Origin of the sequence: Burkholderia sp. BCC0398 (genome assembly GCF_902833245.1) — a bacterium.
In the GTDB taxonomy this organism is placed as follows: Bacteria; Pseudomonadota; Gammaproteobacteria; order Burkholderiales; family Burkholderiaceae; genus Burkholderia; species Burkholderia sola.
Genome location: NZ_CADFEM010000003.1, coordinates 115942 through 140214, shown reverse-complemented (window position 1 = coordinate 140214; position 24273 = coordinate 115942). Strand labels below are relative to the sequence as shown.

At 67.6% G+C, this 24273-nt stretch carries 24 protein-coding genes and 1 pseudogene; 11 read left to right on the top strand and 14 right to left on the bottom strand.

Features of this window, described 5'->3' with window-relative positions; all coding sequences use genetic code 11:
- Nucleotides 1–42: 42 nt before the first annotated feature.
- The 3 genes from HWX76_RS07320 to HWX76_RS07310 form a co-directional block, all read right to left on the bottom strand.
- Nucleotides 43–1224, bottom strand: a complete 1182-nt coding sequence (locus HWX76_RS07320; protein ID WP_050018120.1) for a PLP-dependent aminotransferase family protein — start codon at nt 1222–1224, stop codon at nt 43–45.
- 165 nt (nt 1225–1389) lie between these two features.
- The gene (locus HWX76_RS07315) at nt 1390–2298 is read right to left on the bottom strand and encodes a DMT family transporter (RefSeq protein ID WP_089488710.1); all 909 of its coding nucleotides are present in this window, start codon (nt 2296–2298) and stop codon (nt 1390–1392) included.
- Between the two features lie 47 nt (nt 2299–2345).
- Nucleotides 2346–3038: a VOC family protein gene (locus HWX76_RS07310; RefSeq protein ID WP_089488709.1), complete on the bottom strand. Its 693-nt coding sequence runs from the start codon at nt 3036–3038 to the stop codon at nt 2346–2348.
- A 230-nt stretch (nt 3039–3268) separates the two neighbouring features.
- On the opposite strand from HWX76_RS07310, the gene HWX76_RS07305 reads away from it, so the two are divergent.
- The 4 genes from HWX76_RS07305 to HWX76_RS07290 all read left to right on the top strand — a co-directional run bounded on the left by HWX76_RS07305 (nt 3269) and on the right by HWX76_RS07290 (nt 7937).
- Nucleotides 3269–4729, top strand: coding sequence for a PLP-dependent aminotransferase family protein (locus tag HWX76_RS07305; RefSeq protein ID WP_050018117.1), 1461 nt, complete (start codon nt 3269–3271; stop codon nt 4727–4729).
- Nucleotides 4730–4957: 228 nt separating this feature from the next.
- A complete protein-coding gene (gene htpG / locus HWX76_RS07300; RefSeq protein ID WP_050018116.1) occupies nt 4958–6856 on the top strand; it encodes a molecular chaperone HtpG in 1899 nt (632 codons plus the stop codon).
- Nucleotides 6857–6864: 8 nt separating this feature from the next.
- Nucleotides 6865–7461: a chorismate lyase gene (locus HWX76_RS07295; protein ID WP_124593625.1), complete on the top strand. Its 597-nt coding sequence runs from the start codon at nt 6865–6867 to the stop codon at nt 7459–7461.
- On the top strand, nt 7461–7937 hold the full coding sequence (locus HWX76_RS07290; RefSeq protein WP_124593626.1) for a DNA-deoxyinosine glycosylase: 477 nt from the start codon (nt 7461–7463) through the stop codon (nt 7935–7937). The genes HWX76_RS07295 and HWX76_RS07290 overlap by 1 nt, the downstream gene beginning before the upstream one ends.
- Before the next feature lie 64 nt (nt 7938–8001).
- Here HWX76_RS07290 and HWX76_RS07285 read toward each other — a convergent pair whose 3' ends face one another.
- A complete protein-coding gene (locus tag HWX76_RS07285) occupies nt 8002–8325 on the bottom strand; it encodes a helix-turn-helix transcriptional regulator (RefSeq protein WP_124554825.1) in 324 nt (107 codons plus the stop codon).
- Nucleotides 8322–8684, bottom strand: coding sequence for a type II toxin-antitoxin system RelE/ParE family toxin (locus tag HWX76_RS07280; RefSeq protein ID WP_124554826.1), 363 nt, complete (start codon nt 8682–8684; stop codon nt 8322–8324). The genes HWX76_RS07285 and HWX76_RS07280 overlap by 4 nt, the downstream gene beginning before the upstream one ends.
- 399 nt (nt 8685–9083) lie before the next feature.
- Between HWX76_RS07280 and HWX76_RS07275 the strand changes: the two genes are divergently transcribed.
- The 3 genes from HWX76_RS07275 (at nt 9084) to HWX76_RS07265 (ending at nt 11990) form a co-directional block, all read left to right on the top strand.
- Nucleotides 9084–10001 carry a spermidine synthase gene (locus HWX76_RS07275; protein ID WP_050018112.1) on the top strand — a complete coding sequence of 306 codons (918 nt, stop codon included), beginning with the start codon at nt 9084–9086 and terminating at the stop codon, nt 9999–10001.
- A 199-nt stretch (nt 10002–10200) separates the two neighbouring features.
- Entirely contained in the window at nt 10201–10443 is a 243-nt protein-coding gene (locus HWX76_RS07270) for a DUF3311 domain-containing protein (RefSeq protein ID WP_006490660.1), read from the top strand.
- Nucleotides 10440–11990: a sodium:solute symporter family protein gene (locus tag HWX76_RS07265; protein WP_050018111.1), complete on the top strand. Its 1551-nt coding sequence runs from the start codon at nt 10440–10442 to the stop codon at nt 11988–11990. Before HWX76_RS07270 ends, HWX76_RS07265 begins: the two co-directional genes overlap by 4 nt.
- 89 nt (nt 11991–12079) lie before the next feature.
- On the opposite strand, the gene HWX76_RS07260 is transcribed toward HWX76_RS07265, so the two are convergent.
- The 5 genes from HWX76_RS07260 to HWX76_RS07240 all read right to left on the bottom strand — a co-directional run bounded on the left by HWX76_RS07260 (nt 12080) and on the right by HWX76_RS07240 (nt 17207).
- Nucleotides 12080–12535 (bottom strand): VOC family protein, encoded by a 456-nt coding sequence (locus HWX76_RS07260; protein ID WP_050018110.1) that lies wholly within the window; start codon nt 12533–12535, stop codon nt 12080–12082.
- 243 nt (nt 12536–12778) lie between these two features.
- Complete coding sequence (gene tal / locus HWX76_RS07255; RefSeq protein ID WP_050018123.1) at nt 12779–13732, bottom strand: transaldolase; 954 nt, start codon at nt 13730–13732, stop codon at nt 12779–12781.
- Between the two features lie 168 nt (nt 13733–13900).
- On the bottom strand, nt 13901–15112 hold the full coding sequence (locus HWX76_RS07250; RefSeq protein ID WP_050018109.1) for a benzoate/H(+) symporter BenE family transporter: 1212 nt from the start codon (nt 15110–15112) through the stop codon (nt 13901–13903).
- Nucleotides 15113–15167: 55 nt separating this feature from the next.
- Nucleotides 15168–16343 carry a VWA domain-containing protein gene (locus HWX76_RS07245; RefSeq protein WP_176015627.1) on the bottom strand — a complete coding sequence of 392 codons (1176 nt, stop codon included), beginning with the start codon at nt 16341–16343 and terminating at the stop codon, nt 15168–15170.
- Between the two features lie 21 nt (nt 16344–16364).
- Entirely contained in the window at nt 16365–17207 is an 843-nt protein-coding gene (locus HWX76_RS07240) for a MoxR family ATPase (RefSeq protein WP_050018107.1), read from the bottom strand.
- A gap of 244 nt (nt 17208–17451) precedes the next feature.
- Between HWX76_RS07240 and HWX76_RS07235 the strand changes: the two genes are divergently transcribed.
- Both HWX76_RS07235 and HWX76_RS07230 read left to right on the top strand, forming a co-directional pair.
- The gene (locus HWX76_RS07235; protein WP_006478192.1) at nt 17452–17811 is read left to right on the top strand and encodes a cytochrome c; all 360 of its coding nucleotides are present in this window, start codon (nt 17452–17454) and stop codon (nt 17809–17811) included.
- Between the two features lie 40 nt (nt 17812–17851).
- The gene (locus tag HWX76_RS07230; protein WP_006478193.1) at nt 17852–18211 is read left to right on the top strand and encodes a cytochrome c; all 360 of its coding nucleotides are present in this window, start codon (nt 17852–17854) and stop codon (nt 18209–18211) included.
- A gap of 106 nt (nt 18212–18317) precedes the next feature.
- Here HWX76_RS07230 and HWX76_RS07225 read toward each other — a convergent pair whose 3' ends face one another.
- The gene (locus HWX76_RS07225; RefSeq protein ID WP_006490655.1) at nt 18318–18752 is read right to left on the bottom strand and encodes a DUF1841 family protein; all 435 of its coding nucleotides are present in this window, start codon (nt 18750–18752) and stop codon (nt 18318–18320) included.
- A gap of 232 nt (nt 18753–18984) precedes the next feature.
- On the opposite strand from HWX76_RS07225, the gene HWX76_RS07220 reads away from it, so the two are divergent.
- A complete protein-coding gene (locus HWX76_RS07220; RefSeq protein ID WP_050018106.1) occupies nt 18985–19914 on the top strand; it encodes a DMT family transporter in 930 nt (309 codons plus the stop codon).
- A 103-nt stretch (nt 19915–20017) separates the two neighbouring features.
- Here the strand turns inward: HWX76_RS07220 and nth are convergent, their stop codons facing one another.
- Both nth and rsxB read right to left on the bottom strand, forming a co-directional pair.
- The gene (gene nth, locus HWX76_RS07215) at nt 20018–20662 is read right to left on the bottom strand and encodes an endonuclease III (RefSeq protein ID WP_050018105.1); all 645 of its coding nucleotides are present in this window, start codon (nt 20660–20662) and stop codon (nt 20018–20020) included.
- A pseudogene (gene rsxB / locus HWX76_RS07210) lies at nt 20659–21677 on the bottom strand (electron transport complex subunit RsxB). Before rsxB ends, nth begins: the two are co-directional and overlap by 4 nt.
- Before the next feature lie 155 nt (nt 21678–21832).
- Between rsxB and HWX76_RS07205 the strand changes: the two are divergent.
- Complete coding sequence (locus tag HWX76_RS07205; RefSeq protein ID WP_050016340.1) at nt 21833–22465, top strand: TetR family transcriptional regulator; 633 nt, start codon at nt 21833–21835, stop codon at nt 22463–22465.
- 110 nt (nt 22466–22575) lie between these two features.
- On the opposite strand, the gene phaZ is transcribed toward HWX76_RS07205, so the two are convergent.
- The gene (phaZ, locus tag HWX76_RS07200) at nt 22576–24066 is read right to left on the bottom strand and encodes a polyhydroxyalkanoate depolymerase (RefSeq protein WP_050016341.1); all 1491 of its coding nucleotides are present in this window, start codon (nt 24064–24066) and stop codon (nt 22576–22578) included.
- Nucleotides 24067–24273: the final 207 nt, after the last annotated feature.

Sequence of the window (24273 nt, the reverse complement as noted above, 5' to 3'; positions counted from 1 at the left end):
TTCGATTCCTCGTAGAGAGTCGTGACAGGGAAAAAAGGGGGATCAGAGGCGCTCGCGCAGCAGCTTGCCGAGGCGCGCGACGCCTTCCTCGATCTTTTCGGGCGGCACCGTCACGAACGACAGGCGCAGCGTGTTCTGCTGCGCGTTCTCCGCGAAGAACGGCGCGCCCGGCACGAAGGCGACGTGGTTGTCGACGGCCGCGGCGAGCAGCTTCATGCTGTCGATCTGCGCGGGCAGGTTCACCCAGATGAACATCCCGCCTTCCGGGCGGTTCCACGTGACGCCTTCCGGCATGTGGCGCGCGAGCGCGCCGAGCATCGCGTCGCACTGCGCGCTGTACAGCTCGCGGATCGTCGGGATGTGCTCGTCGAGGAAGCCGTCCTTGATCACTTCGTGCGCGATGCGCTGCGTGAGCGTCGGCGTGTGCAGGTCGGTGGCCTGCTTGGCCTGCACGAGCTTGAAGTGGAGTTCCTCGGGCGCGATGATGTAGCCGATCCGCAGGCCCGGCGCGAGCACCTTCGAGAACGTGCCGAGGTGCACGACGTGGTCGGGCGCCATCGACAGCATCGTCGGCAGCGGCTCGCCCTGGTAGTTCAGCGCGCCGTACGGATCGTCCTCCAGCACCGGGAACGGGCTCGACTGCGCGAACGCGGCGAGCGCGCGGCGGCGCTCGACGGGCAGGCGGCGGCCGGTCGGGTTCTGGAAGTTCGGCTGCGCGTACAGCAGGCGCGCGCCTTGCGTGAGTTCGGGGGTGAGACCTTCCGGCAGCAGGCCCTGCTCGTCGGTGGGCACCTGCACGTAGCGCGGCTCGTACAGCGAGAACGACTGCAGCGCGCCGAGGTAGGTCGGCGTTTCGACGAGGATCGGGCTGTCCGGGTCGATCAGCGCCTTGCCGAGCAGGTCGAGCGCCTGCTGCGAGCCGGTCGTGATCAGCACCTGCGACACGCGCACGCTGTAGCGCTCGGCGATCCACTCGCGCAGCGGCAGGTAGCCTTCGGTCGCGCTGTACTGAAGCGCGGCGGCCGGCGCGTCGCGCAGCACGCGGTCGGCGGCGGCGCGCATGCGTTCCGCCGGGAACGTCGCGGGGGCGGGCAGGCCGCCGGCGAACGAGATGACCTCGGGGCGTTCCGTGACCTTCAGGATCTCGCGGATCGCGGAGCTCGTCAGCTTGCGGGCGCGTTCGGAAAGCTGCCAGTGCGGCGGATGCAGGTCGTTCGGATTCATAGTCTCCTCGTTCGGATATCGTGGTCAGTCAAGAAAGGTCGTTCGGGCGCATCGCTTCGACGCTGCCGGGTGGGCAGTACGGGCACGATGAAGCCTTCGCGGCTGGGTAAGCACGGCCAGTCAGGCAAAACCGATCAGGCAAAACGTCCATTATGGCGCAGCTCATCAGCCGGCGCGAGCGGGACGCGGCGCCGTGGCGACCGCCGAGCGGCGCCCGAGCACCACGGTCGCGATCACGGCAGCCGCGAACAGCCACGTCGACGACGTGACCGTTTCGCCGAACAGCAGCGCGGAAAAGGCGATCGTGAAGAAGATCTGCAGCAGTTGCACCTGGCCGACGCGCGCGGTGCCGCCCATCGCGAGCCCCGCGTACCACGCGAAAAAGCCGATGAATTGCGAAAAGAGGGTCACGTAGCCGAACGCGAGCCACGTGCGCAGCGCGAGCGGGCCTGGATGCGCGGCGTGCTGCATCCAAGCGAGCCAGCCGACCGGCAGCACGAGGAACGGCGCCGACACGACGAGCGCCCAGCAGATCACCTGCCAGCCGCCGATCTGGCGCGCGAGGCGCGCGCCTTCCGCATAGCCGAGCGCGCCGATGCCGACCGCGACGAGCATCAGCGCGTCGCCGGCCTGCACGGTGCCGCCGCCGTCGCGCAGCGCGAACGCGATCACGAGCGCGCTGCCGGCCACCGCGCTGGCCCAGAACGCCTTCGACGGCCGTTCGTGCGACAGCCACGCCGCATACAGCGCGACGAACAGCGGTTGCAGCCCGTTGACCACCGCGCCGTGCGAGGCCGGTACCGATTTCATCGCCCATGCGGAGAACACCGGATACGCGATGATCACGCCGGCCGACGTGATCGCGAGGCTCTTCAGTTGCGCGCGGGTCGGCAGCCGCTCGCCGCGCCACCACAGCAGCAGGCCGGCCGGCACGGCGGCGGCGAGCGCGCGGCCGAGCCCGTTGAGCAGCGGATTGAGTTCGGAGACGACGATCCGCGTCATCGGCAGCGTCAGGCTGAAGATCATCACGCCGATTAGGCCGAGCAGCATGCCCCGGGTTTCGCGCGAATTCATGTCGTGGGTGTCTCCGTCTTGCAGGGTGGTTGTGATCGGGTGGGCGCTCAGCGCAGCGTGCGCGCGCCCTGCGGCGTGTCGAATTCGGCGACGAGCGCCGGTGGGCCGTCGGTGGATTCGACGTCGAGCAGGTGGGCGGCGCCGAGCCAGTCGAGCTGCTCGCGGATCGTATCCGCATGCGGGTGGACGCCCTTGAGCGCCTTCAGCGCGACGCCGTCGTTCGGCAGCGATTCGGCCGGATGGCGCGGGCTGTCCCACTGGATCAGCGACGGCACGAGGCCGTCGCCCGCGCCTTGCCACGCGGGGAAGCTGCCGTCGTCGGGCACCGTGAGGCCCCAGTTCAGGTCGCCGCGCCGCATCGCGACGACGGGCGCGATGCGGGCCGGGTACTGGCGCTGCCACAGCACAAGCTGGCGCGGGCGGTCGACGCGCGCGACCCAGTGCGCGAGAAACGGGCCTTGCGCGAGTCGCGCGTGCATCGACGGGTCGTCGAGCCCGAACAGCCGCGCGCGCGGCGGCTTCGCCTCGTCGCCCGGCGCGGGCGTGTCGGGGTCGATCGCGATCACTTCGAGGTAGAGCCCGCCCCACGCGCCGAACAGCGCATTGTGGGTCCGCATCAGCGGGTGGCGGCCGCCGCCGGCCGGTTCGATGCCGAGTGCGTCGGCGACATGGCGCACGCCTTCGTCGAGGGCGCGCGCGGCGATCACGAGATGGTCGAGTGTCAGGGAGCGGGCTGGCATGAGCGTCGGTCGGGAAGCGAAAGTGTCATGGTAGGCGGGCGACGGGCCGGACGGGGGGCGGACCAGCCGGCGCACCGGCCGCGACGCGGGCCGGCGGGCGCAGCGCCACGTGTGGCTGGGTCGGACCGGCGGCCGCACGATCGCCATTCCGGTCAACTGTAATCGTCGCTACCGGCACAGTAACGGTACAATCGGCGCGATAGCCTTCGGTACAGTTGGAGCTGCCGCCCATGTCCACCGTCCCACTCGCCCAGATTCCCGCGCCGCACGACACGGCCACGCTCACGCTCGTCGACCAGCTGGTCCAGTGGGCGCGGCGGCGTATCGACGAGCGCGTGTTCCGTCCCGGCATGCGCATGCCGTCGATCCGCAAGCTCGCGCTCGACAAGAGCGTGTCGCGCTTCACCGTCGTCGAGGCCTACGAGCGCCTCGTCGCGCAGGGCTACCTCGACTCGCGGCGCGGCTCCGGCTTCTACGTGCGCGAGCGCACGGGCGCCGGCCCGCAGCCGGCCGACGGCGTCGCGCGCACGGCCGAGGCCGCGCCCGTGCACAACACGATCGACGTCGTCTGGCTGCTGCGCAACATGCTGCACACCGTCAGCCCGGAGAAGGGCCCGGGCCTCGGCTACCTGCCGGGCCGCTGGCTCGACGGCGAGCTGATCACCGGCGCGCTGCGCGCGCTCGGGCGCCAGTCGGGCGCGCAGATGCTCGGCTTCGGCACCGCGCAGGGCTTCCTGCCGCTGCGCCAGCAACTGCAGACGCGCCTCGCCGAAGTCGAGATCGGCGCGAAGCCCGAACAGATCGTGCTGGTTTCCGGCATCACGCAGGCGATCGACCTGATCTCGCGGATCTACATGCGGCCGGGCGATGCGGTGATCGTCGGCGATCCCGCGTGGTTCCAGATGTTCGGCCGTTTCGCGGCGCAGGGCGCGCAACTCGTCGGGATGCCGTATACGCCCGACGGCCCCGACCTCGACGCGCTCGAAACCCTGGTGCAGATGTGGCGGCCGAAGATGCTCGTGATCAACTCGGTGCTGCAGAACCCGACCGGCACGTCGCTGTCGGCCGCGCAGGCGTTCCGGATCCTGAAGCTCGCGGAGGCCTACGATTTCCTCGTCGTCGAGGACGACGTGTACGGCGACCTGTGCCCGCCGAGCTACCCGGCCACGCGCTTGGCGAGCCTCGACCAGTTGAAGCGCGTGATCTATCTCGGCAGCTATTCGAAGACGCTCGCGGCGAACCTGCGGGTCGGGTATGTCGCCTGCGCGCCGGAGATCGCGAAGGCCGTCACCGACCAGAAGATGCTGGTCGGGATGACCACGCCCGAGCTCAACGAGCGCGTGCTGTACAAGATCCTGACCGAAGGGCATTACCGGCGCCACGTCGAGCGGCTGCGCGCGCGGCTCGACGGCGTGCGCGACAAGACCGCGCGGATGCTCGAGCGCACGGGGCTCGGGCTCTTCACGATGCCGGCGGCCGGGATGTTCCTGTGGGCCGACACGGGCGTCGATTCGGACGCGCTCGCGGCGGTCGCGCACGAAGCCGGCTTTCTGCTGACGCCGGGCAGCCTGTTCTCGCCGCAGCAATCGCCGTCCACGTGGATGCGCTTCAACGTCGCGAATTGCGGCGATCCGGCGCTGCCGGGGCTGCTGGCGCGCTATATCGATTCGGCGGTGCGGCGCGCGTCGTGACGCGGCGCGGCCGGCCGGCTCTTGAAATGCCCGGCGCCGTCCCCAGATACGCGCGCAAACCGCTGGCGCCAGGCGGTCGTCCCAAACGGGCCGTCCCAACCGGGCCGTCCCAGACGGGCCGTCCCAAACGGGCCGTCCCAAACGGTCCGTCCTTCATGGGTCCGCCGGCATCGCGCGCCGGGCGCCGGCGTCCCCCCTTTCCAGTTCAAGTAAGAGGAAACAGCATCCATGGCACACGAAACGATGAGCTTTCAGGCAGAGGTCAAGCAACTCCTCCACCTGATGATCCATTCGCTCTACAGCAACAAGGAAATCTTCCTGCGCGAACTGGTGTCGAATGCGTCCGACGCGGCCGACAAGCTGCGTTTCGAAGGGCTCGCGGACAGCGCGCTGTACGAGAACGATCCGAACCTGCGCATCCGCATCGGCTTCGACAAGACCGCGCGCACGATCACGATCGACGACAACGGCATCGGGATGAGCCGCGACGAGGCGATCGCGAACCTCGGCACGATCGCGCGTTCGGGCACCAAGGAATTCTTCACGAAGCTGTCGGGCGACCAGCAGAAGGACGCGGCGCTGATCGGCCAGTTCGGCGTCGGCTTCTACTCGGGCTTCATCGTCGCCGACAAGATCACTGTCGAAACGCGCCGCGCGGGCCTGCCGGCGAATGAAGCCGTGCGCTGGGAAAGCGCGGGCGAGGGCGATTTCACGATCGACGCGATCGAGCGCGCGCAGCGCGGCACGACGATCACGCTGCACCTGCGCGAAGGCGAGGACGAGCTACTGTCGTCGCATCGCCTGAAGTCGATCATCCAGAAGTACTCCGACCACATCGCGCTGCCGATCCTGATGCGCAAGGAAGAGTGGGATCAGGAAAAGGGCGAGATGGTCCTGAAGGACGAGGACGAGACCGTCAACCAGGCGAGCGCGCTGTGGACGCGCTCGAAGAGCGACGTCACCGACGAGCAGTACACGCAGTTCTACCAGCACATCGCGCACGATCACCAGGATCCGCTCACGTGGACGCATAACCGCGTCGAGGGCCGCAGCGAATACACGCAGCTGCTGTTCGTGCCGGCGCACGCGCCGTTCGACCTGTGGAACCGCGACTATCGCGGCGGCCTGAAGCTGTACGTGAAGCGCGTGTTCATCATGGACGACGCCGAGCAACTGCTGCCGCAGTACCTGCGCTTCGTGAAGGGCGTCGTCGATTCGGCCGACCTGCCGCTGAACGTGTCGCGCGAGATTCTGCAGGAAAGCCGCGACGTGAAGGCGATCCGCGAAGGCGTGACCAAGCGTGCGCTGTCGATGCTCGAGGAGCTCGCGAACGCGGAAGACGATGTCGGCAAGGAGAAGTACAAGACGTTCTGGGGCGCGTTCGGCCAGGTGTTGAAGGAAGGCCTGGGCGAGGATCACGCGAACCGCGAGCGCATCGCGAAGCTGCTGCGCTTCGCGTCGACGCACGGCGACACCGACGCGCAGGACGTGTCGCTCGCCGACTACGTGTCGCGCATGAAGCCTGAGCAGAGCAAGATCTACTACGTGACCGCCGATACGTGGCAGGCCGCGAAGAACAGCCCGCATCTCGAAGTGTTCCGCAAGAAGGGCGTCGAGGTGCTGCTGCTGACCGACCGCGTCGACGAATGGATGCTGTCGTTCCTGCACGAATTCGACGGCAAGCCGCTCGCGAGCGTGGCGCGCGGCGATCTCGATCTCGGCGAGCTGAACGACGAGGAGAAGAAGGCGCAGGAGCAGGCCGGCGAGGCGATCAAGCCGGTCGTCGAGAAGATGAAGGAAGCGCTCGGCGACAAGGTGAAGGAAGTGCGCGTCACGTTCCGCCTGACCGATTCGCCGTCGTGTCTCGTCGCGGACGACAACGACATGAGCGGCTACCTGCAGCGGATGCTGAAGGCGGCCGGCCAGAACGCACCGGCGATGCAGCCGATCCTCGAGATCAACCCGGAGCACGCGCTCGTGAAGCAGCTGAACGCCGACAGCGCCGATTTCGGCGACTGGTGCCATCTGCTGTTCGATCAGGCGCTGTTGGCCGAAGGCGGCATGCTCGACGATCCGGCGAGCTTCGTGAAGCGGACCAACGCGCTGCTGCTGTCGCGGGCCGCGTGAACGCGCGCATGCGATTCGACGGCGCACAGGCCGGCTGGCGCGAGACGCCGCGGCCTGGCTGCACGCTCGACCAGCGCGACTGGCTGACGCGCGGCGGATCGCTGACCGCGCACCTCGCGCGGCTCGGACGCGTGACCGTGCGCGTGACGCGCGAGGCCGTCGACGCGCCGTGGTTCGACGAGCCCGACGCGCTAACCAGCTCGCCGCGCGCGCCGATGTGGGTGCGCGAGGTGATCCTGTCGGTCGACGGCACGCCGTACGTCGCCGCGCACAGCATCGCGCCGCTCGCGGCCAGCAAGGGCGTGTGGCAGGCGATGCGGCGGCTGCGCACGCGGCCGCTCGCGGAGCTGCTGTACAGCGATCCGCAGGTCGAGCGCTCGGCGCTCGTGAGCCGGCGCGTGATCGCCGGTCATCCGCTGTATGCGCTCGCGAGCCATGCGTTGCAGGGCGCGCGCGCGCCGCATGCGTTTGCCGCGCGGCGCTCGGTGTTCCAGCGGCACGGCAAGCCGCTGATGGTCACCGAGTGCATGCTGCCGACGCTGTGGCGCCATCTCGCCGCGCACGGCGACGGGCCGCGATCGGTCGGGTCGCACGGAGACGTGTGATGCTGCAAGGTTTTCCGCCGGTCGTCGCGCCGGATACGCACACGATGATCCTCGGCAGCTTTCCGGGCGAGGCGTCGCTCGACGCCGCGCAGTACTACGCGCATCCGCGCAACCAGTTCTGGCGATTGTTGGGTGCGGTGCTCGGCGAGCCGGGGCTGCATGAGCTCGCGTATGACGTGCGGCTCGAACGCGTGCTGTCGCACGGCATCGGCATCTGGGATGTGCTCGATGCATGCCATCGCCAGGGCAGTCTCGATTCCGCCATCAGGAACGCGAAGCCGAACGACTTCGATTCGTTGCGTGCGCATGCGCCGTTGCTCAAGCGCGTGTGCTTCAACGGGAAGACGGCAGGGCGGTTCGCCGATGTGATCGGCGCGGCGGGTTATGAAACCCTCGTGTTGCCTTCGTCGAGCCCGGCGAATGCGATGCTGTCGTTCGAGCAGAAGCTCGAATACTGGCGCCGAATCGTACTTTGATCGACCGGGCGCTGCCGGCAGCAGGGGCGGCCAGCGCATCGGAGCGATCGAAACGACGCCGTCGTCAGGCAGCGAATACGACTTCGATGTGTCCTTCGGCTTCCGACCGACGGTCGGGCCCGACGACAATCTGCACGTCGCGTCCGAGCTTCGCCAGACATTCGAGCATCTTCGTTTCGCTCACGCCGCGGAACTGTCCGCGCAGCATGTTCGACAGCTTCGGCTGAGGAATGCCGAGCAATCGCGCCGCGTGCTGCTGCGTCCATTTGCGCGCCTTGATGATTTCCGCGATCTTCGCGGCGAGTTGCGCTTTCACCCGCATTTCGTCGGCATCGCGCATGCCCAGATCAGCGTAGACGTTCCCGCTTCCCTGTTCGATTTCGATCATCGCTTTTCTCCTGTTGCGTGGGCTTCGGCCGCTTTCAGACGTTCGCGGACGAGGTCGCTGTCCGGCCTGGGTGTCGCGATGCCGCTCGACGATTTCTTCTGGAAACAGTGCAGCACGTAGACGCTGTTTCCAAGCTTCACCGTGTAGACCGCGCGGTACGCGCCGTTGTCTTCCGATTCCACGATCTCCAGCACGCCCGCCGATCCGAATCCCTTCAAGGGCTTGGCGTGATCGTGCTTGCGTCCCGTCTGCGCCAGATACAGCGCATAGCCGAACGTGTCCTGCACGGCTTCGGGCATCGCCATCAAATCCTTGCGCGCCGAGCCGAGCCAGTACAGCGGTTTGATGTATGGATCCATCGATCAATTTATCCCTATTTGGGTATAATTTCAAGGGCCACGGAGGAAGTCGGTGCGGCCGTTCGAATGCGGTGTGAGGAGCGGGGCAGGCGGGCGGCGCCCACCGACGGGCGGTCGGTTCAGCAGTCGGGTGCCGCCGAAGGGAAGCGCGATGTGAACGCCCGGCCGGGTGACCGTTGCTTCATATTGTTGCGTCGCGTGGAGAGTCGAGACAATTCAGCCGTTCGACAGAGCGCTGTCGCCGCGTATCGATGACTGAAGGAGGGGCGTCGGCGACGAACCGCGACCGCATGGGCGGTCGACCGCGCTGGCCGCCGGCGGCCTCCGCCCCCCACCAATGCTATCCTCTCGTCCGCCCATCCAGCGTCATCCAGCATCACCCAGCGAGATTCAACCAACATGACCCGACTGATCAAGCGCGCGTCCGCCGAGGCGCGCGCGTTCAAGCAACGCAAGCCGTCCGCGTACAACGGCTCGGAAAAACTCCAGCCGCCGCGCGTGAAGCGCCGCCCGGACATCGACGAACACGACGACGTGCCGGTGCTCGAAGCGCCGCGCAAGCCGCGCTTCGCGCCCGTGACGTTCTCCGAAGAAGGCGGCGTGCGCTTCCTGCACTTCGGCACCGAGTGGGTGCAGGGCGCGATGCGGATCTCGAAGCCGCTTCATATCGAGCTCGAATACGCGCAGCAGATGATGGCGTGGCTGCTGTTCCTGGAAACGCCCGGGCGGATCGTCCAGCTCGGGCTCGGCACCGGCGCGCTGACCAAGTTCTCGCACCGTTTCCTGCCGCACGCGAAGGTCGAGGCCGTCGAGCTGAACCCGGCCGTGATCGTCGCCGCGCGCACGATGTTCGCGCTGCCGCCCGACGACGCGCGCCTCGTCGTACACGAAGCCGACGCATGGGATTTCGTCAACGACCCGGCCAACCGCGGCACGACCGGCGCGATCCAGATCGACCTGTACGACGCGACCGCGCGCGGCCCCGTGCTCGACAGCGTCGCGTTCTATCGCGCGGTGCGCGGCTGCCTCGCCGACGCCGGCATCGCGACGATCAACCTGTTCGGCGATCATCCGAGCTTCGTGCGCAACATGAAGCACCTGAACGCGGCGTTCGATCACCGCGTGATCGCGCTGCCCGAAGTGCACGACGGCAACCGGATCGCGATCGCGTTCTCGGGCCCCGCGCTCGACGTGCCGTTCGCGCAACTGGAAGCCCGCGCGAAGCTGATCGAGGACACGCTGAAGCTGCCCGCGCGCAAGTGGGTGAAAGCTTTGAAAGCCACGACCGGCGCACGCGACGCCGCGTTCGCGATCTGACGTCGCAGGCACCGGCGACAGGCCGGTGCAACCGCACGACAAGGGGCGGATCACCTCGGGTTCGCCCCTGCTTGACCGCGTGCTCGCGGCTCCTATACTGGCGCGAAGCCAGGGGAGCCGCAGCCTACCCGTTTTGCCGCTCCTCTCGGCGCCGTACCCGCTCAACAAGATCGATAACCGGGATAGAAGAGGAGACGTCATGGCTCACGATGCCGACGCCAACCGGGCCGCCAAGCGCTGGCTCTGGCTGCTGGTACTGCCGCTGATCGCGATGGTCTGGGTACCGTCGTACAGCAAGATCGAACCGCAATGGCTCGGTTTTCCGTTTTTCTACTGGTACCAGTTGCTGTGGGTCTTCATCAGCGCGGTGATCACCGCGTTCGTGTATTTCAAGACCAAGAACGCATGGAAGGCGAGCGGCACGCAGGGAGGTGCGCAATGAATCTCGGCGCGACCTTCGTCTTCGTTCTGCTGTTCATCGGCGTCACGATCATCGGTTTCCTGGCCGCGAACTGGCGGCGCGGCGATCTTGCCCATCTCGACGAATGGGGCCTCGGCGGACGCCGCTTCGGCACGATCGTCACGTGGTTCCTGCTCGGCGGCGATCTCTACACGGCCTACACGTTCGTCGCGGTGCCCGCGCTCGTGTTCGGCGCCGGCGCGATGGGCTTCTTCGCGCTGCCGTACACGATCCTGATCTATCCGTTCGCGTTCGTCGTGTTCCCGAAGCTGTGGAGCATCGCGAAGCGGCACGGCTACGTGACGGCCGCCGATTTCGTCAATGCGCGCTACGGCAGCCGGATGCTCGCGCTGGCGATCGCGGTGACGGGCATCCTGGCGACGATGCCATACATCGCGCTGCAGCTCGTCGGCATCGAGGTGGTGATCGGCGCGCTTGGCTTCGACACGACCGGCTTCGTCGGCGATCTGCCGCTGATCATCGCGTTCGCGATCCTCGCTGCCTACACGTACACGTCGGGGCTGCGTGCGCCCGCGATGATCGCGATCGTGAAGGACGTGCTGATCTACGTCACGATCGCCGCCGCGGTGATCGTGATCCCCGCGAAGCTCGGCGGTTTCGGGCACATCTTCTCCGCGGTGCCGCCCGCGAAGCTGCTGCTGAAGGCGCCCGACGCGATGAGCCTGAACGGCTACAGCGCGTACGCGACGCTCGCGATCGGCTCGGCGCTCGCGCTGTTCCTGTATCCGCACTCGGTCACGGCGATCCTGTCGTCGTCGTCGGGCAACTCGATCCGCCGCAACATGGCGATGCTGCCCGCGTACTCGTTCGTGCTCGGCCTGCTCGCGCTGCTCGGCTACATGGCGCTCGCCTCCGGCGTGAAGGACATGCCGCAGTACGCGCCGTACTTCAAGGCGTTCGGCCCGAACTTCGCGGTGCCCGCGCTGTTCCTCGAGTACTTCCCGTCGTGGTTCGTCGGCGTCGCGTTCGCGGCGATCGGCATCGGCGCACTGGTGCCGGCGGCGATCATGTCGATCGCGGCCGCGAACCTGTACACGCGCAACATCCATCGCGAGTTCGTGAACCGCAATATGTCGCACGACCAGGAAACGCACGTCGCGAAGCTCGTATCGCTGATCGTGAAAGTCGGCGCGGTGGCGTTTATCCTCGGACTGCCGCTGACCTACGCGATCCAGCTGCAACTGCTCGGCGGGATCTGGATCATCCAGACGCTGCCCGCGATCGTGCTCGGCCTGTACACGCGCGTGCTCGACCATCGCGGCCTGCTGGCCGGCTGGGCGGCCGGCATCGTGTGCGGCACGTGGATGGCGGTCTCGCTGAAGCTGGCGAGCTCGATCTTCACGATCCACCTGTTCGGCCTCGCGATTCCCGGCTACGCGGCCGTGTGGTCGCTGATCGTGAACCTGGTGGTGTCGGTGGCGGTGAGCGTGCTGGTGCGCGTGATGGGGATGACGCATGCGGAGGATCGCACGCGGCCGGAGGATTATCTCGACGTCGTCGAGGGCTGATACGGGCGGTGCGCGGCCGTGTGCCGCGCACGCGTCGCGCAGCAACGAAAACGCCCGCCACCGCAAGGTGGCGGGCGTTCGTTCTTGCGTCAGCCCTGCGCGCGTTTCGCGAGTTCCTCGCGCTGCGACAGATCCTCGACGTTGACCATCCAGTGCACGCCGAAACGATCCTTCGCCATCCCGAAGCCGAGCGCCCAGAACGTCTTGCCGAACGGCATCGTCACTTCGCCGCCGTCGGCGAGCGCATTGAACAGCTTCTGGCCTTCGTCGACCGTCGTCGGGTTCAGCGACAGCGAATAGCCGGCGTGCGCGGCGCCCGCCGGCTGGCTGCAGTCTCCGTCCGAGCACATGATCATCGACTCGCCGATCGTGAAGCTCGCGTGCATCACCTTGTCGGCCATCTCCGGCGACATCGGGTAATCGGGATTCGGCGGGGCGTCCTTGAAGTGCATCTTGAACATCGTCTTCGCACCGAGCGCCTTTTCGTAGAACTGAAGGGCTTCGTCGGCACGACCGTAGAACGTCAGGTACGGTTGAACTTGCATCGTTGTCTCCTGGAATGTGCGATGCCGGCGCGTCGGCGCTGGCGTGGCGTCGTGCAAGACTGACTGGGGGAAAAGGGTGCATCGGGAGGCGGTCGTCGCACCCGTGACGTGGATTGTAGTGCGCGCGCTTGACGATGGAATGAAAAATAAAACGGCTGCGAACACGAAATTCGCAGCCGTTTTCAGCGCGTGGGCTGACGCCTGTCGTCAGGCTTGCTGACAGCCGCTGACGCGCGGCGCGATTCAGCGCAGCGCGTCGATCAGCTTCTCGAGCTTCACCGCGTCGGCGGCGAACACGCGGATGCCTTCGGCGAGCTTTTCGGTCGCCATCGCTTCGTCGTTCAGCTGGAAGCGGAACGATGCCTCGTCGATCGCGACGCGCTCGGCCGGCTTGTCCTGCAGCGTGTCCGGCGACAGCTTGCGTGCGACCGTGTCGTTGCTCTCCTGCAGCTTCTGCAGCAAATCGGGACTGATCGTCAGCAGGTCGCAGCCGGCGAGCTCGGTGATCTGGCTCGTCGTGCGGAAGCTCGCGCCCATCACTTCGGTCTTGTAGCCGAACGTCTTGTAGTACGTGTAGATGCGGCGCACCGACTGCACGCCCGGATCGTTCGCGCCGCCGTCGCGCGCTTCGTTCCATTCCGCGCCGGCCTGCTTCTTGTACCAGTCGTAGATGCGGCCGACGAACGGCGAGATCAGTTGCGCGCCGGCTTCCGCGCACGCGGCGGCCTGCACGAGCGAGAAAAGCAGGGTCATGTTGCACTTGATCCCTTCCTTCTGCAGCACCTCGGCCGCACGGATTCCTTCCCACGTCGACGCGAGCTTGATCAGGATGCGCTCGCGCCCGACGCCGGCCGCTTCGTACAGCTTGATGAGCTCGCGGCCCTTGTCGATCGAGCGCTGCGTGTCGAATGACAGGCGTGCGTCGACCTCGGTCGACACGCGGCCCGGGATCAGTTTCAGGATTTCGGTGCCGAACGCGATCAGCAGGCGGTCGATGATGAAATCGGTGCTTTCGTTGCGATGATCGCGGACGGTTTTCTCGAGGATCGGCTTGTACGCATCCTTCTGGACGGCCTTCAGGATCAGCGACGGGTTCGTGGTCGCGTCCTGCGGCTTGTATTGCGCAAGCTGCTGGAAGTCGCCCGTGTCGGCGACGACGGTCGTGTACTGCTTCAGCTGGTCGAGTGCGGTAGTCATGGCGATTCGGAAGAAGAGCGCGGGGCGCCGGGTTCTCACGGGCCGCGCGAGCGCGGCGGCGAAGCGAAGCGGCGCCGGGCGCCGCTTCCGATCCATCATTTTAGGCCCGATTCGTGTCGCGCACGTTTTGGCGCGTCGGGCGCGCGCCGCGGCGGGCGGCGAGCCGCGTCACGCGGGGCGTCGCGCGTTCAGAATCACCTGCGTGACGACGCCCGCGACGAGCCCCCAGAACGCCGGGCCGATCGACAGCAGCGTGAGGCCCGAGGCGGTCACCATGAACGTGACGAGCGCCGCTTCGCGCTGTTTCACGTCCTGCATCGCGTTCGCGAGCCCGCTCATGATCGAGCCGAACAGCGCGAGCGCGGCGACCGACACGACGAGCGCCTTCGGCAGCGCGGCGAACAGCGCGGCGATCGTCGCGCCGAAGATGCCGGCAACCAGGTAGAACGTGCCGCACCACACGGCGGCCGTGTAGCGCTTCGCGCGATCCTCGTGCGCTTCGGGGCCCGTGCAGATCGCGGCCGTGATCGCCGCGAGGTTCACGCCGTGCGAGCCGAACGGCGCGAGCAGCAGCGACGCGAGGCCGGTCGTCGCGATCAGCGGCGAAGAAGGCGTCTGATAGCCGTCCGCGCGCAGCACCGCGATGCCCGGCACGTTCTGCGACGCCATCGCGACGACGAACAGCGGAATGCCGATGCTGACGATCGACGCGATCGAGAATGCGGGCATCGTGAGCACGGGCTGCGCGAGCGCGATGTGGAAGCGGCTGAAGTCGAGCAGCCCGAGGCCGCCGGCCGCCGCCGTGCCGACAATCAGCGTCGTCGGAATCGCGTAGCGCGGCGCGAGCCGCTTCACGATCAGGTAGGTGAAGAACATCGCGAGCACGAGCGCGGTCTGGAACTGCGCGGCGCGGAAGATCTCGATGCCGATCTCGAACAGGATGCCCGCGAGCAGCGCGGCCGCGATGCCGGCCGGAATGCGCTTCATCAGCGTGTCGAACAGCCCGCTCACGCCGACGGCCGTCAGCAGCAGCGCGCACACGACGAACGCGCCGATCGCCTCCGGGTAGGGCACGCCGGGCAGCGACGCGACCAGCAGCGCGGCGCCGGGCGTCGACCATGCGACGACGACGGGCGCGCGAAAGCGCAGCGACAGGCCGATGGTCGTCAGCGCCATGCCGATCGACAGCGCCCAGATCCACGACGAGATCTGCGCATCGGTGAGGTGGGCGGCGCGGCCGGCCTGGAACATCAGCACGAGCGAACTCGTGTAGCCGGTCATCATCGCGACGAAGCCGGCGACGAGCGTGGACACGGACGTATCGGCAAAAAAGCGGCGGCCGCCGGCGCGGCTCGCGCTCGCGGTGGGCGAAGGGTTCATGCTCTCTCCGGGGCGGCCGCTCGGATGCGGCCTGGGTATCTGCGGGTGGGTGTCGTTACTTGCTGAGTGCGCGCATCGCGGTTTCGAGGCCCGCGAGCGTGAGCGGATACATGCGCTGGCTGAGCACGTCGCGAATGATCGCGACCGATTGCCGGTATTCCCATAGCCGCTCGGGCTCGGGGTTCAGCCATGCATGGTGGGGGAACTGGTCGGCGAGGCGGCGCAGCCACACGGCGCCGGCTTCCGGGTTGTTGTATTCGACCGAGCCGCCGGGCTGCAGCACTTCGTACGGGCTCATCGTCGCGTCGCCGACGAAGATCAGCTTGTAGTCGGGCGTGAACTTGTGCAGCACGTCCCACGTCGCGGTGCGCTCGGAGTGGCGGCGCCGGTTGTTCTTCCACAGGTGGTCGTACACGCAGTTGTGGAAGTAGAAGAATTCGAGGTGCTTGAATTCGGCCTTCGCGGCCGAGAACAGCTCTTCCGTGCGCTTGATGTGGTCGTCCATCGAGCCGCCGACGTCGAGCAGCATCAGCACCTTCACGTTGTTGTGGCGCTCGGGCACCATCCGCAGGTCGAGCCAGCCGGCGTTCGCGGCCGTGCTGCGGATCGTGCCGGGCAGGTCGAGCTCCTCGGCCGCGCCCTCGCGCGCGAAGCGGCGCAGCCGCCGCAGCGCGACCTTGATGTTGCGCGTGCCGATCTCGACCGAATCGTCGTAGTCGCGGTACGCGCGCGCTTCCCACACCTTCACCGCGGTGCGGTTGCCGTTCGACGGGCCGCCGATGCGCACGCCTTCCGGGTTGTAGCCGCCGTGCCCGAACGGCGACGTGCCGCCGGTGCCGATCCACTTGTTGCCGCCTTCGTGGCGTTCCTTCTGCTCGTCGAGCAGCGCCTTCAAACGCTCCATCAGCTTGTCGAGGCCGCCCATCGCTTCGATCTGCGCCTTCTCCTCGGGCGACAGCTCGCGCTCGAGGCGCTTCTCGAGCCAGTCGAGCGGGATGTCGAACGCCTCGGACGGCAGCGCGGACACGCCGTGGAAATACGCGCCGAACGCCTGGTCGAACTTGTCGAAGTACTGCTCGTCCTTGACGAGCGTCATCCGCGCGAGGAAGTAGAACGCGTCGATCGACGGCGAGATCAGCCCGGCCTTCAGCGATTCGAGCAGCGTCAGGTATTCCTTCACCGAGACGGGCAGCTTGGCTGCGCGCAGCGCGTAGAAGAAATTGAGCAGCATGGCCGGGCCTTCGCGGGTGGGTTACCGGTTGTGCCGGTTCATGTAGACGAGCCGTTCGAGCAGGCTCAGATCCTGCTCGTTCTTCAGCAGCGCGCCGGCGAGCGGCGGCACGATCTGCTTCGCGTCGGCACTGCGCAGCGCGTCGGCCGGGATGTTCTCGGCGAGCAGCAGCTTCAGCCAGTCGAGCAGCTCGGACGTCGACGGCTTCTTCTTCAGCCCCGACACGCCGCGCAATTCGAAGAAGCTCTCGAGCGCCGCGCGCAGCAGTTCCTCGCGGATGTTCGGGAAATGCACGGCGACGATCTTCTGCATCGTCGACGGATCGGGAAACTGGATGTAATGGAAGAAGCAGCGGCGCAGGAACGCGTCGGGCAGTTCCTTCTCGTTGTTCGACGTGATGATGACGAGCGGACGGTGCTTCGCGCGAATGGTCTCGCGCGTCTCGTACACGTGGAACTCCATCCGGTCGAGCTCGCGCAGCAGGTCGTTCGGGAATTCGATGTCGGCCTTGTCGATCTCGTCGATCAGCAGCACGCTCGGCTGCTCGGCGTCGAACGCCTGCCACAGCACGCCCTTGACGATGTAGTTCGCGATGTCCTTCACGCGCGCGTCGCCGAGCTGCGAATCGCGCAGCCGCGACACGGCGTCGTATTCGTACAGGCCCTGCTGCGCCTTGGTGGTCGACTTGATGTGCCACTGCAGCAGCGGCATGCCGAGCGCGGCGGCCACTTCCTCGGCGAGCATGGTCTTGCCGGTGCCGGGCTCGCCCTTGATCAGCAGCGGGCGCTGCAGCGTCAGCGCGGCATTGACCGCGAGCTTCAGATCGTCGGTGGCGACGTACTGCGAGGACCCTTCGAAACGCATGGCGGCGCTCTTCTTCAACGGGAAAAAAACCCAGTATAAGTCAGAAGGGCTGTCCGGGCGGGCCGCGCCCGCGTATCGTTGCGGGGCTGTGGCGGGGCCCGCCGGGGCGCCGTATGGACGCATTCCCCGCCGACGCGGTACAATCTGGCCGTTTTTTTTGGCCTGCGTGGCGACCGACAAGCAAAACGGCGCGGGCCGTTGCCGCTTCGGCGCCAGTTTCCCCTCAAGCTAGGTTACAAGAGCTATGAACAAATTCGTCGGCAAACACGTCGTTGTCGCAGCGCTCGTGGCGCTCGCGGGCAGCGCGCAGGCGGCCGGTGTGGTCGGCAACCCGAAGGACGGGGCGAGCAAGGCCGCCATGTGCATCGGTTGCCACGGCATCCAGGACTACCGCGCGGCGTACCCGGAGGTCTACCGGGTGCCTGTCCTCGGCGGCCAGAACCAGCAATACCTCGAGAACGCGCTGAAGGCCTACCGCAAGAAGGATCGTCACTTCCCGTCGATGAATGCGATCGCCGGCTCGCTGACCGACCAGGACATCGCGGATCTGTCGGCGTACTACGCCGCCCAGAAGGCCGACACGAAGGACAACCCCTACAAGTAAAGCGCGCGCCGCCGATCTCTCCGGCGGGACAGGAGCATTCATGAACAACGCATTCAAGACGGCGGCGGTGGCACTGGCGGCCGGCCTCGCGATCGGTACCGCGCACGCAGCGGACATCTCGAAGGGCAAGGAACTGGTCGAGTCGCACAACTGCGCGGCCTGCCACGGCGCGCAGCTGAACAAGCCGATCAACGCGGAGTACCCGCGCCTCGCCGGCCAGCACGCCGACTATCTCGTGTGGGCGATGCGCCAGTACCAGATGGGGCTGACGAACCCGCTGATCGGCCGCAACAACGCGATCATGCAGGCGCAGGTCCAGAACCTGTCGGTCAGCGACATGAAGGACATCGCGTCCTACATCGAGTCGCTGAAGGAAACCGACCTCGTGTTCAAGAAGTAAGCGCGACGGGCCTCAGCGGCTCGCGCAGCAGGAATGCCCCGCCTCGGCGGGGTATTTTTTTGTCCGCGGCCCGGCGCAGGTCGATGTGCCGGCCCCGGGGCACTACTCAGTCGCGCGACGCGCGGCGCAGGATGCGCTGCAGGTACGCGTCGGTATCGGGCGGCGTGTTCGTGCGCTGCGCTTCCCAGATCGTCTCGCCGAGGCATTCCATGATCGCGTGCTGCGCGTCGTGGGTCGAGTCGAGCTTCGCGGCCAGCTTGTCGTGCGCGGCGCGGATCCCGGGCGGCTGGTCGATCGACAGCTGCTCGCTGATCGCGAGGTGCATCGACAGGTGCAGGAACGGGTTCGTCCGGCCTTCCTCGGGCGTGTAGTTGCGCGCGGCCGCGCCGTCGGCGTCGGCCAGTTCGTCGTGGTATTCGGGATGCTCGACGATCCAGTCGGCCGCGATCGCTTCCAGCGGCGTCAGGATCTCGCCTGCGCGCTGCTTGCGCCAGGTCTCGGTGAAAAAGCGACGCACGTCGTCGCGGCTTGGATTGAACATGGTGGGGAAACGTCGTGATTCGGGCGGCGTCATGCCGCGTCGCGCATTGTACGCCGGCGCGGCCGACGGCGCTGGCGGTGGCCACCAGGGCGGCTGGAGGCGGGCGGCGGGGCGGGTGTTACGGCCGCCCGTCGCGCAACGGGTAAGCGCGGGCTAGGCTCGCCGCCGCCGCGCCGCTACACTCCGACGATTCCCGTCACGGCGCGTTGCTCGCCCGCTTTCATCTTTCATCATGACCGCCATCGTCCGCTCCTCGTCCGCCGCGCTGCAGGGCGCGCTCTACGTCGCGTTGTCCGCCGCCGCGTTCGGTGCGATGGCGATTTTCGGCCGCTATGCGTATGCGGCCGGCGTCGACGTGCTCGGGCTGTTGATCGTGCGCTTCGCGATCGGCGGCGCGGTGCTCGCGGCGATCGCGCGGCACCGCCGCGTCGCCTGGCCGCGCGGGCGGGCGCTCGCGCCGCTGGTGGCGATGGGCGCGCTCGGCTACGTCGGCCAGTCGTTCTGCTATTTCAGCGCGCTGCAGCACGCGCAGGCGAGCCTCGTCGCGCTGCTGCTGTACCTGTATCCGGCGTTCGTCACGCTGCTGGCCGCGTGGTGGCTCGGCGAGCGCCTCACGCGTGCCAAGGCCGTCGCGCTGGTGCTGTGCGTCGCGGGCTCGGCGCTGATGGTCGGCGGCGGGCACGGCGAGCCGCTCGGAATCGCGCTCGCGCTGGCCGCCGCGGTGATTTACTCGCTGTACATCGTCGGCGGCACGAAGGCGACGCGCGGCGTCGATCCGCTCGCGACCACCGCGATCATCTGCTTGTCGGCCACCGCGACGCTCGTCGCGATCGCCGTCATGCGAACGGCGGCGTTCGGCGCGCCGCCGCGCTGGCCCGCGACGGCCGGCGGCTGGGCGTCGATGCTCGCGATCGCGCTCGTGTCGACGGTCGCGGCCATGCTCGCGTTCTTTTCCGGGCTCGAGCGGCTCGGGGCCGCACGCACGTCGATGCTGTCGACGCTCGAACCGGTCGTGACGGTCGCGCTCGCGGCGCTGCTGTTCGGGGAAGCGTTGTCGCCGCTGCAGTGGGCGGGCGGCGTCGCGATCCTGGCGGCCGTGCTGGCGCTCGTGCGCGCGGGCGGCGCGGCCGCCGACGACGCGACGGCGACGTCGAATGCATGACGGGGAAGAGGAAGCCGCCGGCGCGCAACGGCGCCGGCCGGTATCGCGCGCGGCCCGAGCGGCCGGTGCGATGCGTGGATACGTCAGTCGCGGCTGACGCGCGTCACTCGTTGGGCGGCGGCGTCTTCGGCCGGAACTCGCACAGCGGCTCGATCGCGCAGTGCCAGCATTCGGGCCGGCGGGCCTTGCATACGTAGCGCCCGTGCAGGATCAGCCAGTGATGCGCGTCCTGCAGGAATTCCTTCGGCGTGAACTTCTCGAGCGCGGTCTCGACGGCCCGCACGTCCTTGCCCGGCGCGAGCCCGGTGCGATTCGCGACGCGGAAGATATGCGTGTCGACCGCGATCGTCGGCTGGCCGAACGCGGTGTTCAGCACGACGTTCGCGGTCTTGCGGCCGACGCCCGGCAAGCCTTCGAGCGCTTCGCGATCGGCCGGCACTTCGCCGTCGTAGCGCTCGAGCAGGATCCGGCACGTCGCGACCACGTTCTTCGCCTTGGTGCGATAGAGGCCGATCGTCTTGATGTACTCGGTGACGCCTTCCTCGCCGAGCGCGACGATTTGTCGCGGGGTGTTCGCGACGGGGAACATTTTCCGCATCGCCTTGTTGACCGACACGTCGGTCGCCTGCGCGGACAGCATTACGGCAATCAGCAGCTCGAACGGCGTCGAGTATTCGAGCTCGGTGGTCGGATGCGGATTGAGGCTCTGCAGCGTTTCGTAGATCGCGCGTCGTTTGTTGGCGTTCATGGAGCGTTCTGGTCGGGCGGCACGGCCGGGTCGTCCGGATCGCCGCTGCCTGCGTCGTTGTCGGGGTCGTTGCTGCCCGAGGCCGCGTCGGCATCGCGCTGCGCCTGCTGTTCGGCGAGCCGCTTGCGGCGCGCCTCGGCCGCGTCGATCTGCGCCTGGACGGCCGCGCTCACGCCCTCGGTGTTCTTCGGCCCGGCGCCTTGCCCGGACAGCTCTTCCTTCTTCTTGCGCGCGCGTTCGAGCGCGGCGGCGATGATCGCGCGTTTCTTCGCTTCGGCGTCGTCGGCCGGTGCGGCGGCCGGCGTGCCCGCCGAGCCGGGCCGCGCGGCCGATGCCTCCGCGGCCGGCTTCGCGGCGCTGGCCGCGCGGCGGGCGGCGGCGCGCGCTTCGGCGGCCTCGCGCTCGCGGCGCTGGCGCGCGAGCCGCAGGTCGTGGCGTTCGCGCGCGGCGTCGGCCTGTTCCTGCGACCACGCGTCCCAGCCCGTGCGATCGCCGGTCACCGGCAGCATCGCGATGCAGTCGACCGGGCACGGCGGCACGCACAGGTCGCAGCCCGTGCACAGCGACGCGACGATCGTGTGCATCTGCTTCGGCGCGCCGACGATCGCGTCGACCGGGCACGCCTGCATGCACAGCGTGCAGCCGATGCACAGGTTTTCGTCGATGAACGCGAGCGCGCGCGGATGCTCGGTGCCGTTGACGGGGTTCAGCGGAATCACCGGCTTGCCGAGCAGGCTCGCGAGGCGCGCGATGCCTTCGGCGCCGCCGGGCGGGCACTGGTTGTAGTTCGCGTTGCCGGCGGCGATTGCCTCGGCGTACGGACGGCAGCCGTTATAGCCGCACTTCGTGCATTGCGTCTGGGGAAGCAGATCTTCGATGCGATCCGCGAGTGTTTTGGAATCGGTCACGGTGACGACAGGCTGACAACAGGCGCAGCGGCGCCGAATGGCTCTCGACCGCGTCGGGCGCGGCCGGAAAGGTTTGCCAAAGCTCGATTATCGCCGATTTCCCGCATTGCGCCGGACGCCGTCTATGCGCATAATCGAACCGCTTTTTTGCAGGGGCTCAGCAGGAGGGCGGCCGCCCGCGGCGCGCCCGTTCCAGGGCGGCCGGCGCCGAGGCGGTGGGGTGTCGGTCCGAATCAAGCGGCTCACATAGCAAAGCGCCACCATGAATCAGCCAAAAATCAAAAGAGATCCTGAAGGCACGCGCCGCCGCATCCTGATGGCGGCAGCCGAAGAGTTCGCGAATGGCGGGCTGTTCGGCGCGCGCGTCGATCAGATCGCGCGCCGGGCCGAAACGAACGAGCGCATGCTCTATTACTACTTCGGCAGCAAGGAGCAGCTCTTCACGGCGGTGCTCGAACACGCGTTCTCCGCGCTGACGGAGGCCGAGCGCGTGCTGGATCTCGACGGCGTCGCGCCGGTCGAAGCCGTCACGCGGCTCGCGCATTTCGTGTGGGACTACTACCGCGACCATCCGGAGCTGCTCCGGCTCATCAACAACGAGAACCTGCACGAAGCGCGCTATCTGCACAAGTCGACGCGGATTCGCGAGATGATGTCGCCGATCGTCGCGAAGCTCGGCAACGTGCTGATGCGCGGCCAGAGGGCGGGGCTGTTCCGCGGCGACGTCGATCCGCTGCGCTTCTACGTGACGCTGTCGGGGCTCGGCTACTACATCGTGTCGAACCGCTTCACGCTCGCCGCGACGCTCGGCCGCGACTTCACCGACACCGACGAGCGCGCGGAGATGGTCCGAATGAACACCGAGGTGCTGCTCGCCTATCTGCTGCGGCGCTGACGCGACGAACGCAGGAGCCGACGAGCCGCCCCATCGCGGCCGCGGCCGAATAAAAAAACGCCGCCGTTGCGCGAAGCAACGGCGGCGTTTTTGCGTCGGGATGCGGCGCGTCAGGCGGCCTTGCGGGCCCGCACGGTTTTGGCGCGCGGGCTGCCTGCCGCGCGTTTCGCCGCGGGCGCGGCCTTCGCGGCGGGCGTCCTGGCGGGCGCGACCGTCACGGCCGGCGCCTTCACGCGCGTGCGTTTCGCGGCGGTGACGCGCACCGCCGTTTCCGGCTCCGGCTTGGCGGCCGGCACGACGCCGATCGCGGTCGCATCCTGCGCATCGACGGGCAACTTCGTCGCGCCGTTCTTCGGCTCCGGCGCATGCTCGCGGATGAAGTCGCGCAGTTGCGGATAGATGATCGTGCGCCAGCGGCGGCCCGAGAAGATCCCGTAGTGGCCGCACTTCTCGGCGGTCAGGCTGCGGCGATCGTCCTGCGGGATGCCCGTGCACAGCTCGTGCGCGACGTGCGTCTGACCGCTGCCCGAGATGTCGTCGAGTTCGCCCTCGATCGTCATCAGCGCGGTGTGCTTGATGTCCTGCGGACGCACGCGCTCGCCCTCGACGTCCCACGTGCCTTCCGCGAGCCGGAATTCCTGGAACACGACGCGGATCGTCTCGAGGTAATACTCGGCGGCCATGTCGAGCACCGCGTTGTATTCGTCGTAGAAGCGGCGGTGCGCTTCGGCGTCGTCCTCGTCGCCGCGCAGCAGGCTCTGGTAGAAGTCCCAGTGCGATTGCGCGTGGCGCTCCGGGTTCATCGCGACGAAGCCCGTGTGCTGCAGGAAGCCCGGATACACCTGGCGGCCTTCGCCCGGATAGTTCGCGGGCACCGTGTGGATCACGTTGTTCTCGAACCACGCGGTCGAGTGTTGCGTGGCCAACGAGTTCACCGACGTCGGGCTGCGGCGCGCGTCGATCGGGCCGCCCATCATCGTCATCGTGAGCGGCGTGTCCTCGCCGCGGCTCGCCATCAGCGAAATCGCCGCGAGCACCGGCACCGTCGGCTGACATACCGAGATCACGTGCAGGTTGCGCGCGCCGATGTGACGGATGAATTCCTGGATGTACGCGATGTAGTCGTGCAGGTGGAACGGGCCGACTTCGACCGGCACCATCCGCGCATCGATCCAGTCGGTGATGTAGACCTTGTGATCCTGCAGCAGCGTGCGCACCGTGTCGCGCAGCAGCGTCGAGTGGTGGCCCGACAGCGGCGCGCAGACCAGCACGACCGGTTCGTCCTTCAGTTGCGTGACGGCGTCGGCATCGTCCGAATAGCGCTTGAAGCGCAGCAGCCGGCAGAACGGCTTCTCGATGATCGTCTGCTCGACGATCGGGATGTTGTGGCCGTCCTTGACGATCTGATGAAGGTTGAATTCCGGCTTTTCGTAATCCTTGCCGAGCCGATACATCAGCTCATAGGCGGCCGCCATCCGCGGCGCGCCGGGCATCAGCGAGAACGGGCTGGACGGATTCGCGAACGACTTCGACGCGGCCTGGGCCCAGGCCGTGAGCGGGCTCAGCATCGCCCGCTGGAATTCGTGCAGTTGGTAAAGCATGCAGGCTACTCCCGCGTGGGGGGACGGTGCGCAAGGGCGGCGTGAGGCGTCGCGGCGTGCCGTGTGGGTCAGCGGCCGGCCATGTTGCATTGCAGCCGGACAATCTCGTCGATCATATCGGACAACGATCGTTTGTGCAATGCAACATTTCCCGGTTTTTTCATCAAATTTTTGCGATTTGACGATCTATGAACAAGGGCCCGCGCC

What these genes read in the sequence shown, in the direction of transcription:
- HWX76_RS07320 (WP_050018120.1), bottom strand. Translation starts at nt 1,224, where the DNA reads ATGAATCCGAACGACCTGCATCCGCCGCACTGGCAGCTTTCCGAACGC.
- HWX76_RS07315 (WP_089488710.1), bottom strand. Translation starts at nt 2,298, where the DNA reads ATGAATTCGCGCGAAACCCGGGGCATGCTGCTCGGCCTAATCGGCGTG.
- HWX76_RS07310 (WP_089488709.1), bottom strand. Translation starts at nt 3,038, where the DNA reads ATGCCAGCCCGCTCCCTGACACTCGACCATCTCGTGATCGCCGCGCGC.
- HWX76_RS07305 (WP_050018117.1), top strand. Translation starts at nt 3,269, where the DNA reads ATGTCCACCGTCCCACTCGCCCAGATTCCCGCGCCGCACGACACGGCC.
- htpG (WP_050018116.1), top strand. Translation starts at nt 4,958, where the DNA reads ATGGCACACGAAACGATGAGCTTTCAGGCAGAGGTCAAGCAACTCCTC.
- HWX76_RS07295 (WP_124593625.1), top strand. Translation starts at nt 6,865, where the DNA reads ATGCGATTCGACGGCGCACAGGCCGGCTGGCGCGAGACGCCGCGGCCT.
- HWX76_RS07290 (WP_124593626.1), top strand. Translation starts at nt 7,461, where the DNA reads ATGCTGCAAGGTTTTCCGCCGGTCGTCGCGCCGGATACGCACACGATG.
- HWX76_RS07285 (WP_124554825.1), bottom strand. Translation starts at nt 8,325, where the DNA reads ATGATCGAAATCGAACAGGGAAGCGGGAACGTCTACGCTGATCTGGGC.
- HWX76_RS07280 (WP_124554826.1), bottom strand. Translation starts at nt 8,684, where the DNA reads ATGGATCCATACATCAAACCGCTGTACTGGCTCGGCTCGGCGCGCAAG.
- HWX76_RS07275 (WP_050018112.1), top strand. Translation starts at nt 9,084, where the DNA reads ATGACCCGACTGATCAAGCGCGCGTCCGCCGAGGCGCGCGCGTTCAAG.
- HWX76_RS07270 (WP_006490660.1), top strand. Translation starts at nt 10,201, where the DNA reads ATGGCTCACGATGCCGACGCCAACCGGGCCGCCAAGCGCTGGCTCTGG.
- HWX76_RS07265 (WP_050018111.1), top strand. Translation starts at nt 10,440, where the DNA reads ATGAATCTCGGCGCGACCTTCGTCTTCGTTCTGCTGTTCATCGGCGTC.
- HWX76_RS07260 (WP_050018110.1), bottom strand. Translation starts at nt 12,535, where the DNA reads ATGCAAGTTCAACCGTACCTGACGTTCTACGGTCGTGCCGACGAAGCC.
- tal (WP_050018123.1), bottom strand. Translation starts at nt 13,732, where the DNA reads ATGACTACCGCACTCGACCAGCTGAAGCAGTACACGACCGTCGTCGCC.
- HWX76_RS07250 (WP_050018109.1), bottom strand. Translation starts at nt 15,112, where the DNA reads ATGAACCCTTCGCCCACCGCGAGCGCGAGCCGCGCCGGCGGCCGCCGC.
- HWX76_RS07245 (WP_176015627.1), bottom strand. Translation starts at nt 16,343, where the DNA reads ATGCTGCTCAATTTCTTCTACGCGCTGCGCGCAGCCAAGCTGCCCGTC.
- HWX76_RS07240 (WP_050018107.1), bottom strand. Translation starts at nt 17,207, where the DNA reads ATGCGTTTCGAAGGGTCCTCGCAGTACGTCGCCACCGACGATCTGAAG.
- HWX76_RS07235 (WP_006478192.1), top strand. Translation starts at nt 17,452, where the DNA reads ATGAACAAATTCGTCGGCAAACACGTCGTTGTCGCAGCGCTCGTGGCG.
- HWX76_RS07230 (WP_006478193.1), top strand. Translation starts at nt 17,852, where the DNA reads ATGAACAACGCATTCAAGACGGCGGCGGTGGCACTGGCGGCCGGCCTC.
- HWX76_RS07225 (WP_006490655.1), bottom strand. Translation starts at nt 18,752, where the DNA reads ATGTTCAATCCAAGCCGCGACGACGTGCGTCGCTTTTTCACCGAGACC.
- HWX76_RS07220 (WP_050018106.1), top strand. Translation starts at nt 18,985, where the DNA reads ATGACCGCCATCGTCCGCTCCTCGTCCGCCGCGCTGCAGGGCGCGCTC.
- nth (WP_050018105.1), bottom strand. Translation starts at nt 20,662, where the DNA reads ATGAACGCCAACAAACGACGCGCGATCTACGAAACGCTGCAGAGCCTC.
- HWX76_RS07205 (WP_050016340.1), top strand. Translation starts at nt 21,833, where the DNA reads ATGAATCAGCCAAAAATCAAAAGAGATCCTGAAGGCACGCGCCGCCGC.
- phaZ (WP_050016341.1), bottom strand. Translation starts at nt 24,066, where the DNA reads ATGCTTTACCAACTGCACGAATTCCAGCGGGCGATGCTGAGCCCGCTC.